Source organism: Blautia sp. XA-2221 (assembly GCF_028767025.1).
GTDB lineage: Bacteria > Bacillota > Clostridia > Lachnospirales > Lachnospiraceae > Blautia_A.
Map to the genome: position 1 here is coordinate 306774 of NZ_JAJQXX010000002.1, position 13290 is coordinate 320063.

Consider the following 13290-nt stretch of genomic DNA (forward strand, 5'->3'; position numbering starts at 1 on the left):
CTAACAAATAATATAAGATTTAAGGAGGAATATATCATGCAGTTAGAAACTTTAAGAAAAGACATGGTAGCAGCTATGAAAGCAAAAGATAAGGTGACCAAAGAGGCGGTTTCTTCTTTGATCGCAGCAGCAAAAAAGGTAGCGATCGACGAGGGATGCCGGGATGATATTTCGGAGGAACTGGTGGATCGTGTTATCCTCAAGGAACTGAAAACAGTAAAAGAGCAGCTGGATACCTGTCCGGAAAACAGAGAGGATCTTCGTGCAGAGTATCAGGCAAGATATGATATCATTGCAAAATATGCGCCTCAGCAGATGAGCGAGGAAGAAATCCGCGCATATCTGGAAGATAAATTTGCAGAGGTTCTTGCAACAAAAAACAAAGGCCAGATCATGAAAGCGGTAATGGGCGATCTGAAGGGAAAAGCTGACGGAAAGCTGATCAATAAAGTGGTGGCATCTATTTGCCAGTAAAAGAAAAAGGAGTTCCTGCAATCTGCATGGAACTCCTTAAAACATTCATTTTTTACGCGCGCCGCACCTCGAAATGTACTCACAGACGTTACCTTTACAGCCAACTCGGCCCAGGCACCCTCACGGCACACAAGAGTGTCCGCTTAGTGCTGCTGCATTCCTGCCCTGACACGGTTCGCGGATTCCTGTTGCGTGAGACCCGGACGTCAGCGCCGCTTATAAAGGGCAGCTCTGCAAAATACAAGCCTCAGATTGGCATCACCCCTGCTGTAGCGGATTGCAGGTACAGGGCACCGCTAACTCCCCGGCTGCGCGGAATTTAAGTATAGACGATTTTTGGAGTCTTGTCAAGTGGGGCCCGGATATTATATAATGATAAAGAACTGTCAGGTTACTGGGAACGGGGTGAACAGTAACAACATAATTACAAAAAGAAGCGGGGTGTGTCAATTATGATTAAAAGAATTGGATTGCTGACAAGCGGCGGAGACTGCCAGGCATTAAACGCTACCATGAGGGGTGTTGTAAAGGCGCTGTCCAATGCTGTGGATGATCTGGAAGTTTATGGATTTGACGATGGATATAAAGGCCTGATCTACGGGAAATACCGCATGCTGACCGCAAAGGATTTTTCCGGGATCCTTACACAGGGAGGCACCATTCTGGGAACCTCACGCCAGCCTTTTAAACTGATGAGAGTTCCGGATGAAAAGGGACTGGACAAGGTGGAAGCAATGAAACAGACTTACTACAAACTGTGTCTTGACTGTCTGGTGATCCTGGGAGGAAACGGGACACAGAAAACAGCAAATCTTCTGAGAGAAGAGGGGCTGAATGTTATTCATCTTCCAAAGACCATTGACAATGATATTTTTGGCACAGACATGACCTTTGGCTTTCAGAGTGCTGTGGAGGTTGCGACCAATGCCATTGACTGTATTCACACAACAGCGACTTCTCATGGCCGGGTGTTTATTGTGGAGATTATGGGACACAAAGTTGGAAGCCTGACTCTTCATGCAGGACTGGCGGGCGGAGCAGATATTATTCTGATTCCGGAGATCCCATATGATATTAAGAAAGTAACAGAAGCCATTCAGAAAAGAAATAAAGCAGGCAAGAGGTTTACCATCCTTGCAGTTGCCGAGGGAGCTATTTCCAGGGAAGACGCCAAACTGCCCAAAAAGAAATATAAAGAAAAACTGGAAGCCAGAGCAAAGAAGTATCCGTCTGTTTCCTACGAGATTGCAGATGAGATCTTTAAAGAAATTGGAAGTGAAGTCCGTGTGACTGTTCCGGGACACATTCAGAGAGGCGGACAGCCCTGTCCTTATGACCGTGTTCTTTCCACAAGGATCGGAGCCGGCGCAGCAGAAGCCATTCTGGATGAGGAATATGGAATTATGATCGGCATGGTAAACGGCAAGATCAAGCGTGTTCCGCTGGAGGAATGTGCGGGCAAGCTGAAAATGGTTTCACCGAAAGATCAGACGGTTAAGGCTGCCAAACAGATAGGAATCAGCTTTGGCGACTGACCGGCCGGCGCAGTAAATATACAGGATAACAATAAAGGGTGCTGCAGACTGTACTGAGGTATTCTGCGGCATCCTTTTCATGCCCCTGGGTATAAGGAGAGGAGAATGACTTATGAGCTATACTGCCCTGTACCGTAAATTCAGGCCCGATAATTTTGATGATGTAAAAGGGCAGGATCATATTGTGACAACCCTGACAAACCAGATCAAGGCGAACCGTATCGGTCATGCCTATCTGTTTTGCGGAACAAGGGGAACCGGTAAAACAACAGTGGCAAAGATACTTGCAAAGGCAGTCAACTGTCAGAATCCGGTAAACGGAAGTCCCTGTAACGAGTGTGAAATGTGCAGGGCGATCCAGGCCGGAACATCCATGAATGTGATCGAGATCGATGCCGCTTCCAACAATGGTGTGGACAATATCCGTGAGATTCGTGAGGAGGTAACCTATCGTCCGACAGAGGGAAACTATAAGGTTTACATTATTGACGAGGTTCACATGCTTTCCACAGGAGCGTTTAACGCTTTGCTGAAAACCCTTGAGGAGCCGCCTTCCTATGTGATTTTTATTCTTGCCACAACAGAAGCCCACAAGATTCCTATTACCATACTTTCCAGATGTCAGCGGTATGATTTTCACAGGATCACTATTGATACGATTGCGGCCCGTCTGACAGAGCTTCTGGAAGCAGAAGGCGTTGAGGCGGAGGAAAAAGCTGTGCGTTATGTGGCAAAGGCAGGAGACGGCTCTATGCGAGATGCGCTCAGCCTTCTGGACCAGTGTATTGCTTTTTATCTCGGACAGACATTAACTTATGATAAGGTTCTGGAAGTTCTGGGAGCAGTGGATACAGAGGTGTTCAGCCAGCTTCTCAGGAAAGTGCTTTCCGGAGATGTGACAGGCTCCATTCATATTCTGGAGGATCTGATTACAGGCGGACGGGAGCTGAGCCAGTTTGTGGGAGATTTTACCTGGTACATGCGTAATCTTCTTCTGGTAAAAACTTCGGAAAACCCTGAGGATGCCATTGATGTGTCCTCAGAAAATCTGAAGCTTCTGAAAGAAGAAAGTGAAATGACAGATGTGGATACTCTTATGCGGTATATCCGAATTTTTTCAGAGCTTTCCAATCAGATCCGCTTTGCCACGCAAAAAAGAGTTCTGGTGGAGATCGCGCTGATCAAACTCTGTCGCCCTGCCATGGAAACAAATCTTGATTCTGTTCTGGACCGTATCCGTGTTCTGGAGCAGAGAATGGACGAGGCTCCTGTGCAGCAGGTGATCGTTCAGCAGTCTGCGGGCAATACAGGAGAGGCGCATCAGAGCGCGGCTCCGGAAGAGAAAAAACCACAGAAAGCGGCTCCGGAAGATTTGCAGAAGATCGTGGCAGGCTGGAAGGTGATCGTGGGACAGACTACGGCTGCCTTTAAGCAGGCTCTTCTGAAATCCATACCAAAGTATAATGGCGAAACAGGGGAACCTGTTCTGTATGTAGAATTTCAGACTCCTCTGGGAAGAAATTATCCGGATGATTCTGATGCCTGCCGGGAGCTAAAAGAGATTATTGAGCGTCAGACCGGAAAAAGTGTGGAGCTTCATATGCTGGTGGCTGAGGATCATCAGCAGACCAACCTTTCAAGAATTACGGTAGACCAGGCAATCAGGGAAAACATTCATATGGATGTGATCATTGAGGAGGAACCGGGAGGATTTTCCGGCGAATAGTCACAGCGCAAGGCTGTATGGCTGTGGTTTCCACACCGCAAACATATTGACACAGTGGGAACAATAAAATATAGTAGAGAGCGTAGTAGATATTTTTGTAATAAAAATCAGGAGGATATAAACATGGCAAAACGTGGAGGTTTTCCAGGCATGGGAATGCCGGGAAATATGAATAATTTAATGAAGCAGGCACAGAAAATGCAGCGTCAGATGGAAGAAAACCAGAAAGCTCTGGAAGAAAAGGAATTCACTGCGGCAGCAGGCGGAGGAGCTGTAGAGGTAACTATTTCCGGTAAGCGTGAGATCAAAAAGGTAACACTTTCTGAGGAAGTGGTAGACCCGGATGATATTGAAATGCTGGAAGATCTGATCGTAGCAGCTACAAATGAAGCTCTTCGCAAAGTGGATGAGGAATCCAGCGCTGTAATGTCAAAACTTACCGGAGGTCTTGGCGGCCTGGGCGGAGGTCTTCCTTTCTGATGGAATATTACAGTACACACATTAATAAGCTGATCGAGCAGCTTTCGCATCTTCCGGGAATCGGGGCAAAATCTGCTCAGAGACTTGCCTTTCATATTATGAATATGCCGAAAGATCAGGTGGAGCAGCTTACCTCTTCCATTACAGGAGCCAGGGAGAAAGTTCGTTACTGTAAAAACTGCTGTACACTGACAGACCAGGAGCTTTGCCCTATCTGCAGTAATCCACGCAGAGATCCAACAACGATCATGGTTGTGGAAAATACAAGAGATCTGGCAGCTTACGAAAAAACAGGCAAGTACGATGGTGTTTACCATGTACTTCACGGGGCGATTTCGCCTATGCTTGGTATCGGACCGGATGATATTCGCCTGAAGGAGCTGATGCAGAGACTCCAGAAGGATGTAAAGGAAGTGATCATTGCCACAAATTCAAGCCTTGAGGGGGAGACTACGGCAATGTATATCAGCAAACTGATCAAGCCTACCGGCATTAAGGTCAGCCGGATCGCCAGCGGGGTTCCGGTAGGCGGCGATCTGGAATATATTGACGAAGTGACGCTTTTGCGCGCTCTGGAGGGAAGAGTAGAACTCTGATCCGGAGCTGCGCAGGGATATCTGCAGAGAAAGAGTGAAGAATCAGTGGCAAAAAAGAAAATAACTTCTTCTCAGGTAGCGGAAAGAGCAGGGGTTTCTCAGGCAACGGTTTCCATGATCCTGAATCGCAGAAATAATGTGTCTTTTTCAGCAGAAACCGTGGAGCGGGTACAGCAGGCTGCCAGAGAACTGGGCTATGAGCTTCCGGGAAGGAGAAAAACAGCAGACAGCAGAAAAGAAAAGCTGATCGTGGTGTTTTGTCCCACACTTACCAGCCCTTACTATGTGCTGCTGCTTCAGGGGATCGAAGCTGTGGCAAATGAGAAGGGATATGGTGTTTTTATCTGTAACACACAGAGAGATGCCGGTCTGGAAGAAAAATATCTCCGTATGATCCGAACGGTACAGCCGCAGGGAATTATTTATACCTGCAATCCACACCCGGATTTTCAGAAAAAGGTAGAGGAAATGGCCAGAGAGATTCCTCTTGTTATTATCAGTAATAAAGAGAAAACAACAACTGTGGATGCCATTAATCAGGATAATACGATGGTTGGCAGGCTGATGGCCCGTCATCTTCTGGATCTGGGACACAGGGATGTTGCGTTTATTACGCCTCCCCTGACTAAACGGCAGTGGCAGCGTTCCAGAAGGATAGATGGTTTTGTAAAAGAGTTTGAGAAAGAAGGACTGAAAGACCACGTGCTGATCAAGGCAGCAGATGAGTCTGTGGATCGCACTCTTCCAAGGATGGATTCAGAATATACCATGGGATACCAGCTGACTATGGAACTGCTCAAAGAGAAGAAATATTTTACTGCCATTGCAGGGCAGAATGATATGATGGCCATTGGAGCTATCGATGCACTGGAAAAATCCAGGATCCATGTACCGAAAGAGGTATCTGTGATCGGCTGCGATAATATTTTTTATTCAGGGATCAGCAGGCTGTCTCTTACTACCATAGAGCATTTTGTGGCTCTGAAAGGCAGAGATGCCTGTGATATTATTATCCGGAAAATTACTACCAATGATCAGTTTTATACAGGACTTCAGCCTACCAGTCTGTATAATATTGAATATACACCCAAGCTGATCGCCCGAAAAACCACAGCATATGCCAGAGTAAAAAAATAAATATCTTTTAAAAAAATATTATTAATAATTATTTTTATGATTAGTTCAGTACAATAGAAGAAAAGGGATTTTCGCATCTGCCTTTTTGTAAAAGAGGTTAATATCCTCAAAGACTATTAATAAAACACAAAATTATTAATATAAAATTTATTAATAAAAATGACTTATCTTGACCCTTTGGGAGTTTTTGCTATAATGAAGCCATAAAGAACGTGATCCGTCGGTAAAACTGACGATAGAACTCAGGAGGGAAAAAGAATGAAATTTTTTATTGACACAGCAAATGTAGAGGATATCCGTAAGGCAAATGATATGGGGATTATCTGTGGTGTTACCACAAATCCGTCTCTGATCGCAAAAGAGGGAAGAGATTTTAATGAGGTCATAAAAGAGATCACATCCATCGTAGACGGACCCATCAGCGGAGAGGTAAAGGCTACTACCACAGATGCTGAGGGAATGATCGCTGAAGGACGGGAAATTGCAAAAATCCATCCGAATATGGTGGTGAAGATTCCTATGACAGGGGAAGGACTGAAGGCTGTTAAGGTTCTTTCAAAAGAGGGGATCAAAACAAACGTAACCCTGATCTTTACTGCAAATCAGGCACTTCTGGCAGCCAGAGCCGGAGCAACTTATGTTTCTCCGTTCCTTGGAAGACTGGATGATATTTCCACAGACGGACTGGAGCTTATCCGTCAGATCGTTCAGATGTTTGAAGTTGCAGGCCTTGATACAGAGATTATCTGTGCAAGCGTACGCCATCCTGTACATGTGACAGAGTGCGCGCTTGCAGGGGCTGATATTGCCACGGTTCCGTATAAAGTCCTGGAACAGATGCTTCATCATCCTCTGACAGATGCGGGAATTGAAAAATTCCAGAAAGATTACAGAGCTGTTTTTGGGGATTAACAGAGAACCCGGTGAATTGAACTTCCCTGTTGAATGTAAGTTGTAGATATAGTATGATGTAACATGTATGGTGTTATAAAATTAAAGGAGACAGACCAACATGAACAAATTAGAACTTCAGAAGATTGCAAACGAAGTCCGCAAAGACATCGTTACAGCAGTCCATGCTGCAAAAGCCGGCCATCCGGGCGGATCACTTTCAGCAGCAGATTTATTTACATATCTGTATTTTGAAGAAATGAACATTGACCCGAAGGATCCTAAAAAAGCAGATCGTGACCGTTTTGTCCTTTCAAAAGGGCATACAGCTCCGGGTCTGTATTCTGTACTGGCTGAGAGAGGGTACTTCCCGAAGGAAGATCTGAAAACTCTCCGTCACCTTGGTTCCTATCTTCAGGGACATCCGGATATGAAGCATATTCCGGGTGTTGATATGTCAAGCGGATCTCTTGGACAGGGAATTTCTGCAGCAGTGGGAATGGCTCTTTCTGCAAAATTAAGCAATGATTCCTACAGAGTATATACTCTTCTTGGAGACGGCGAGATCCAGGAAGGCCAGGTATGGGAAGCTGCCATGTTTGCAGGTCACAGAAAACTGGACAATCTTGTTGTGATCGTTGACAACAATGGACTTCAGATTGACGGTAAGGTAGATGATGTATGTTCTCCGTACCCGATTGACAAGAAGTTTGAAGCATTTAATTTCCATGTGATCAATGTGGAAGACGGAAACGATATGGATCAGCTGAAAGCAGCTTTTGATGAGGCAAGAACTGTAAAGGGAATGCCGGTTGCAATTATCATGAAAACAGTGAAAGGCAAAGGAGTTTCTTTCATGGAGAACCAGGCTGGATGGCATGGAAAAGCTCCTAATGATGACGAGTACGCTCAGGCAATGGAAGATTTGGAAAAGGCAGGTGAAGCATTATGTCAGATGTAAAGAAAATCGCTACAAGAGCAAGCTACGGCGCTGCTCTGGTGGAACTTGGAAAAGAACATGAGGATCTTGTTGTTCTGGATGCTGACCTTGCTGCTGCTACTCAGACTGCAATGTTCAAAAAAGAATTTCCGGAGCGTCATATTGACTGTGGTATCGCAGAGTGCAATATGGTAGGTATCGGAGCGGGACTTGCTTCTACAGGAAAAGTTCCTTTTGTCAGCACTTTCGCCATGTTTGCAGCTGGACGTGCATTTGAGCAGGTGCGCAACTCTGTAGGTTATCCGAAACTGAATGTAAAGATCGGCGCAACTCACGGCGGAATTTCCGTAGGTGAGGATGGTGCGACTCATCAGTGCTGTGAGGATTTTGCCCTGATGAGAAGTATTCCGGGAATGGTTGTTGCTTCTCCGTCTGATGACATTGAGGCAAGAGCTATGGTAAAGGCTGCCTATGAGCATGTGGGCCCGATGTATATGCGTTTTGGCCGTCTTGCGGTTCCGGTGATCAATGACAGACCGGATTATAAATTTGAGCTTGGCAAGGGTATCGTACTCCGTGAAGGAAAAGACCTGACGATCGTTGCAAATGGTCTCTGTGTTGCTGCATCACTGGAAGCGGCAGAGAAACTGGCAGCAGATGGAATTGAAGCAAAAGTTATCAATATCCATACGATCAAGCCTCTTGATGAGGAGCTGATCGTTGAAGCGGCAAAAGAAACCGGAAAAGTGGTTACAGTTGAGGAACATTCTGTAATCGGCGGACTTGGCGGTGCAGTTTGCGAATGTCTGTCCGAAAAAGCTCCGGTTCCGGTTAAGCGCATTGGTATCAATGACGTATACGGTGAGTCCGGTCCGGCTGTTGCTCTTCTTGAGAAATACGGTCTGGATGGAGAGGGCATCTATAAACAGATTAAAGCTTTTGTATAAAATATGATTCGTGCATGGCAGATGGGATCGTGGCCAGGATTCCCTGAGTGATCTTGTCAGCCAGATGAATGACTGTAGACAGCCGGGTTGTCTGGAGTGTAAGCTGCTCCAGTAATCCGGCTGTATTTACAATTCCGGTTACATGAATGTCCCCTACCGGGGGCAGTTCTTTCCGGACCGCAGCACCTGGGTAAAGCGCGCCGTCTCCGATGGTCACGTAGCCCAGGTGCTTTTTCTGTCCCAGAGAAGCGTCAATTGCGATCACAAGAGCTTCCGGATGGCTGCAGCAGATATCCTGGCTTGCGCTGGTAAGGTTCAGAGCATGTACCGGATGAGAAAGAGTTCCATATACATGAATTTTTTCAGATACATTGCAGAGAAGCTGTTGTCCCACATAGGGACCAAGGCAGTCTCCGGTGAGACGGTCGGTGCCGATACACAGAAAAACAAGCTCTTTCCAGCTTTTTTCGTGGTGAAGGATGCAGTTTTTAAGAAGAGAAGAGATTTCTCTGGCGGCTCCGGTTTTATTTGTGTCAATATAAAAGGTCATAAATTTTCCTCGCAGTGTTTGTCCTGATTTATTGTATCCGCCTGCGGAACAAATTATGCATGTGCGGAATATGTCGTTAAATTATGATACAGGCATCTTACATTATGCTAAAATCCGCATTTTTTATATGCTATTCTTGTACCCGAAGGGGTGATATATCATGATAGAAGTCATCTATAAAGATGAGAAACAGGAAGCAAAGGGCAATGAGAGTATATTTTCTGTGCCAAAGAATATACGTCAGATAGGTCAGGCCGGCGAGGATTACCGGATTTACATGGAAGATTATGTATACACTTTTCTTGGAAGAGCTGCCGGGGCAGGGGACATAAACGGGGAAGAGAAAAAATGTCTGGCGGTTCTGACCGGGGAAACAAAGTGGGCTTCAGGAATCACCTATATGTTCATTAAAGGGGCGCTGGATGTGGAAGCGGAGGATATTTCAGCGGAGCATATTGAGTTCACAGAAAAAATGTGGAAAAAAATACAGGAGCAAACAGAAAAATATTTTGAGGGACAGGAGATCGTGGGCTGGTTCTTTTCTCAGAAATCAATGCCTCTGGAGGCCACAGAACTTTTAAAACGGGTACACCTGAAACACTTTGGCGGAGGGGAAAAGGTTCTGATGCTGATGGATCCGGCGGAGCGGGAAGAGGTGTTTTTTCGGTATGAAAACAGCTTCCTTGTAAAGCAGAGCGGATATTATCTTTACTATGAAAAGAATCCGCAAATGCAGTCGTATATGCTGGAAAAAAATCCGGAAGGAACAAAGGACAGGCAGGAAGAGGTTCCGGATGAAGCGGTAAAAGCATTTCGGAGAATCATACAAAAAAAGAAGAGTGCAGAGGAAAAACAGACGGAGGATACGGAAGAACGGACCTCTGTTTTTTCATATGCAGCTACAGCCTGTCTTGCATTGGCTGTTGTGGCAGCAGGAATGAAGTTTTATCAGAATTATCAGTCTTTGCAGCAGGCAGATGCAAAGGCGGAAATGGCAGCTTCTGTGATTGAAGCGGAAGATACAGAATTTCCGGAAGAAATAAAAGAGAAAATGGAGAACCCATCGGATAGGACAGAAAGGACAGAAGCTGGTGGGAAAGAAACAGATCACGGTAAAAAATCAGGAGAAAACACAGGGAAAATAGAAGATTTTTCTGCGAGAAAAAATGAGATAAAAGAAAAAAATTCCGGGAATCAGTCAGAACCGAAAAAAGATGAGCGGGAAGCAGCGTCTTCGGAAACCGTTGAAACAGAAGCGAAAACCTCCAATGAAAATGTTCAGTCTGAACTGTCAGATGAGGATCGGGCAATTTACAGAGAGGAATCAGATATGAGAAAGGCGGAAAGAAGAGTTCGTGAGTCCAGGGATACTGCCGGGAATACAGATTCAGAAAAAACAACAGGGAATGAAAATAATGTCCGGTCAGAGGAAACGTCGGCCAGCGGAAAGACATACATTATACGTCCCGGAGATACTTTGTATCAGATCAGTATGGAAAAATATGGAAGCATGGAAACGGTTGCGGAAATATGCCGCATGAACAATATGTCAGAAAGCGACACTATTTATCCCGGACAAATAATTGTATTGCCCTGAGAATTTTGCTATAATGTGACATATGAGAAGAGCGAAAAGACGTTATTGTGAACGGATTGAACAGTAACGGAGAAACTTCTCATATGTCAGTAAAAAGAACAGAGAGAGAACCCGAAAGGCAAGGTTTAGTATGTCCAATATATTTCAAAAATGGAGAAAAAAACGAAAGAGAGCCAAAATAATGGCCCAGAATGGGAAACTGTCCAGGGATGTGGGAAGTGAAGAAGAATATAGAAGACAGCTTTCCATGCATAAAATTGCAGCAATGAAAAAGACAGCTTTTACTGTGGCTGTAGTGGCGGCAGTGGCAGTGGGAGTTGTGTTTTTTATAGAAAAGAGAAGCTATCGCACTTATGATATTATTCAGACAAGTGAACAGGAGGATATTGTTTCCACAAAGTATGAAGTGATGTCAGGAAAAATCCTGAGATACAGTCCGGATGGAGCGGCTCTTGTAAACAGTGAAATGGATGCTTACTGGAGTACGCTGTATGAAATGCAGAATCCTGTGGCTGATATCAGAGGGGACTGGGCAGTGATCGCTGATGTTGACGGAACCTCCATGGAGATTTTTGACAAAGACGGAGAAGTGGGAAGTGTTACAACGTCATATAGCATTGTCAAAGCAAGGATATCGTCCAATGGTCTTGTTGCAGCTATATTGGATGGAGGGGATTCCACATGGATCAATTATTATGATTCGGATGGAAGTCTGATAGCAGAGAATCAGACTCATGTGGAAGATCCCGGATATCCAATGGATGTGGCGGTTTCGGATAATGGCGAGATCATGATGGTGACATATCAGTTTATAGATGGAAGTGATACGACCAGTTATGTAGCTTTTTATAATTTTGGCGATGTAGGACAAAATGAAGATGACAGAATTGTAAGCGGTTATACATATGAGGGAGTGGTGATTCCGGAAATCAGATATTTTGACACAGAACAGTCTGTGGCGCTTCGGGAAGACGGATTTACCGTATATAAAGGACGGCAGATCCCAAAGGAAAGTGCTACAGAAAAGGTGGACAAAGAAATTGTAAGTACGTTCTGTGATGACGATACCATAGGCATGGTGTTTAAAAACGGAAATAAAGACAAGCAGTATACCATGAAGGTGTATTCTGTTAATGGAAGCCTTCGGTTTACAAAGGATTTTAATATTCCGTATACCACTATAAAAATCAGCGGAGGAAATATTCTGCTTTATAATGATTCGCAGATTTGTGTGATGAACAGCAGAGGTGTAGAAAAATACAGTGGCACAGTAGACGGAAGTATCAATAATTTTATAAAAATCGGATGGAATCGTTATCTGCTGGTGCTTGACAGCGGGGTTAATGTGATCAAATTCAGTTAAAGGAGGGGGAATAGCATTGACCTGGTTGGGAATAGCAGTGGCAGGTATCCTTTTTCTGACGGCTTATAAAGGGTTCAGGAGAGGATTTATCAGAGAAATTGTATCCTTCTTTTTTGTATTTCTGGCTCTTGCAGTGTCATGGGCGATCAATCCTTATGTCAATGAGTTTTTTATGGAAAATACGCCTGTGTATGAAAAAATACAGGAAAGCTGTCAGAGTTTTGTGGAATCTCAGAAAAAACAGGAACTGGCATCGCCGGGAGCTGATGAGCAGAAAGGTTTTATCCAGGGACTGGAATTGCCAGAACTTTTGCAGAAAGGTCTTGAGTCAAATAATACCGCAGAGGTATATACCTACCTTGCAGTTGATTCTTTTGGGGAATACATATCAGAAGCCCTGGCAAGGATGATTGTAAATGGACTTTCTTTTTTTGTTTCTTATCTGTTGGCATCGGTAATCCTGCGCCTTGGTACCTGGGTGTTAAATCTTCTTGCCGGTCTTCCTGTACTGAAAAGTGCAAACAAGCTGGCAGGAGGAGTTGTAGGAGTGGTGAAAGGCGTGCTGTTTGTGTGGATCGCTTTTCTTGTAATGACGATTTTGTGCAGCACATCCATTGGAAAACAGGCTCTTGCGCTTATTGAGAAGGATGCCTTTCTCAGCGTGCTGTATGAATATGATATTTTTGTAAATGTTTTTATGAGCATTTTTTATGGGATGTGAGCTGAAAAAGTAAATTTTGTGTTATGAGGTCGAAGTTATTTACAAAATATAAAAAAGTGCTTGACTAAAAAGAACATGGATGCTATACTAAAGTCCGCTTCAAAAAAGAAGCGGGCTTTTATTTTTTCTGATTTAAAGAAAAATAAAAAGTTAAAAAAAATGTTGACAACCGCTTGAAGATGTGGTAAAGTAAACAAGCTGTCAACGAGAGAGCGAACTGCTTAAAAGAACATCAAAAAAGTTTGGAAAAAACTTGAAAAAGTTCTTGACAAACAAAAAGAGATGTGATAAAGTAAATGAGCTGTCTGAGAGACAGAAAACAAAGAACCTTGA

13 protein-coding genes and 1 other RNA gene are annotated in these 13290 nt (G+C 44.4%); 12 read left to right on the forward strand and 2 right to left on the reverse strand.

The features are described 5' to 3' along the window. Nucleotides 1–36: 36 nt before the first annotated feature. Entirely contained in the window at nt 37–474 is a 438-nt protein-coding gene (locus LU279_RS03295; RefSeq protein WP_274421148.1) for a GatB/YqeY domain-containing protein, read from the forward strand. A gap of 54 nt (nt 475–528) precedes the next feature. Here LU279_RS03295 and ffs read toward each other — a convergent pair. After that, nucleotides 529–790, reverse strand: an RNA gene (ffs, locus tag LU279_RS03300) — signal recognition particle sRNA large type. Nucleotides 791–926: 136 nt separating this feature from the next. Between ffs and LU279_RS03305 the strand changes: the two genes are divergently transcribed. The 8 genes from LU279_RS03305 (at nt 927) to LU279_RS03340 (ending at nt 8726) form a co-directional block, all read left to right on the forward strand. Beyond that, nucleotides 927–2009 carry a 6-phosphofructokinase gene (locus tag LU279_RS03305; protein ID WP_274421149.1) on the forward strand — a complete coding sequence of 361 codons (1083 nt, stop codon included), beginning with the start codon at nt 927–929 and terminating at the stop codon, nt 2007–2009. A gap of 112 nt (nt 2010–2121) precedes the next feature. Then, entirely contained in the window at nt 2122–3735 is a 1614-nt protein-coding gene (dnaX, locus tag LU279_RS03310) for a DNA polymerase III subunit gamma/tau (protein ID WP_274421150.1), read from the forward strand. A 123-nt stretch (nt 3736–3858) separates the two neighbouring features. Further along, nucleotides 3859–4215 (forward strand): YbaB/EbfC family nucleoid-associated protein, encoded by a 357-nt coding sequence (locus LU279_RS03315; RefSeq protein WP_022066901.1) that lies wholly within the window; start codon nt 3859–3861, stop codon nt 4213–4215. Next, the gene (recR, locus tag LU279_RS03320) at nt 4215–4811 is read left to right on the forward strand and encodes a recombination mediator RecR (RefSeq protein ID WP_022066902.1); all 597 of its coding nucleotides are present in this window, start codon (nt 4215–4217) and stop codon (nt 4809–4811) included. The genes LU279_RS03315 and recR overlap by 1 nt, the downstream gene beginning before the upstream one ends. Before the next feature lie 45 nt (nt 4812–4856). Beyond that, nucleotides 4857–5948, forward strand: a complete 1092-nt coding sequence (locus LU279_RS03325; RefSeq protein ID WP_274421151.1) for a LacI family DNA-binding transcriptional regulator — start codon at nt 4857–4859, stop codon at nt 5946–5948. Between the two features lie 258 nt (nt 5949–6206). Beyond that, complete coding sequence (gene fsa, locus LU279_RS03330) at nt 6207–6860, forward strand: fructose-6-phosphate aldolase (RefSeq protein ID WP_274421152.1); 654 nt, start codon at nt 6207–6209, stop codon at nt 6858–6860. A gap of 100 nt (nt 6861–6960) precedes the next feature. After that, complete coding sequence (locus tag LU279_RS03335; RefSeq protein WP_274421153.1) at nt 6961–7800, forward strand: transketolase; 840 nt, start codon at nt 6961–6963, stop codon at nt 7798–7800. Then, complete coding sequence (locus LU279_RS03340; RefSeq protein ID WP_274421154.1) at nt 7788–8726, forward strand: transketolase family protein; 939 nt, start codon at nt 7788–7790, stop codon at nt 8724–8726. The genes LU279_RS03335 and LU279_RS03340 overlap by 13 nt, the downstream gene beginning before the upstream one ends. On the opposite strand, the gene yyaC is transcribed toward LU279_RS03340, so the two are convergent. After that, nucleotides 8710–9276: a spore protease YyaC gene (yyaC, locus tag LU279_RS03345; protein ID WP_274421155.1), complete on the reverse strand. Its 567-nt coding sequence runs from the start codon at nt 9274–9276 to the stop codon at nt 8710–8712. The two genes, LU279_RS03340 and yyaC, sit on opposite strands and share 17 nt — an antisense overlap. 160 nt (nt 9277–9436) lie before the next feature. On the opposite strand from yyaC, the gene LU279_RS03350 reads away from it, so the two are divergent. The 3 genes from LU279_RS03350 (at nt 9437) to LU279_RS03360 (ending at nt 12957) form a co-directional block, all read left to right on the forward strand. Then, nucleotides 9437–10873 carry a LysM peptidoglycan-binding domain-containing protein gene (locus LU279_RS03350; RefSeq protein ID WP_274421156.1) on the forward strand — a complete coding sequence of 479 codons (1437 nt, stop codon included), beginning with the start codon at nt 9437–9439 and terminating at the stop codon, nt 10871–10873. A 181-nt stretch (nt 10874–11054) separates the two neighbouring features. Further along, on the forward strand, nt 11055–12236 hold the full coding sequence (locus LU279_RS03355; protein ID WP_274421157.1) for a DUF5711 family protein: 1182 nt from the start codon (nt 11055–11057) through the stop codon (nt 12234–12236). A 16-nt stretch (nt 12237–12252) separates the two neighbouring features. After that, nucleotides 12253–12957, forward strand: coding sequence for a CvpA family protein (locus LU279_RS03360; protein WP_274421158.1), 705 nt, complete (start codon nt 12253–12255; stop codon nt 12955–12957). Nucleotides 12958–13290: the final 333 nt, after the last annotated feature.

Excerpts from the sequence above, each read along its gene's own strand:
- LU279_RS03295 (WP_274421148.1), top strand. The coding sequence starts at position 37 with ATGCAGTTAGAAACTTTAAGAAAAGACATGGTAGCAGCTATGAAAGCA.
- LU279_RS03305 (WP_274421149.1), top strand. The coding sequence starts at position 927 with ATGATTAAAAGAATTGGATTGCTGACAAGCGGCGGAGACTGCCAGGCA.
- dnaX (WP_274421150.1), top strand. The coding sequence starts at position 2,122 with ATGAGCTATACTGCCCTGTACCGTAAATTCAGGCCCGATAATTTTGAT.
- LU279_RS03315 (WP_022066901.1), top strand. The coding sequence starts at position 3,859 with ATGGCAAAACGTGGAGGTTTTCCAGGCATGGGAATGCCGGGAAATATG.
- recR (WP_022066902.1), top strand. The coding sequence starts at position 4,215 with ATGGAATATTACAGTACACACATTAATAAGCTGATCGAGCAGCTTTCG.
- fsa (WP_274421152.1), top strand. The coding sequence starts at position 6,207 with ATGAAATTTTTTATTGACACAGCAAATGTAGAGGATATCCGTAAGGCA.
- LU279_RS03335 (WP_274421153.1), top strand. The coding sequence starts at position 6,961 with ATGAACAAATTAGAACTTCAGAAGATTGCAAACGAAGTCCGCAAAGAC.
- LU279_RS03340 (WP_274421154.1), top strand. The coding sequence starts at position 7,788 with ATGTCAGATGTAAAGAAAATCGCTACAAGAGCAAGCTACGGCGCTGCT.
- yyaC (WP_274421155.1), bottom strand. The coding sequence starts at position 9,276 with ATGACCTTTTATATTGACACAAATAAAACCGGAGCCGCCAGAGAAATC.
- LU279_RS03350 (WP_274421156.1), top strand. The coding sequence starts at position 9,437 with ATGATAGAAGTCATCTATAAAGATGAGAAACAGGAAGCAAAGGGCAAT.
- LU279_RS03355 (WP_274421157.1), top strand. The coding sequence starts at position 11,055 with ATGGCCCAGAATGGGAAACTGTCCAGGGATGTGGGAAGTGAAGAAGAA.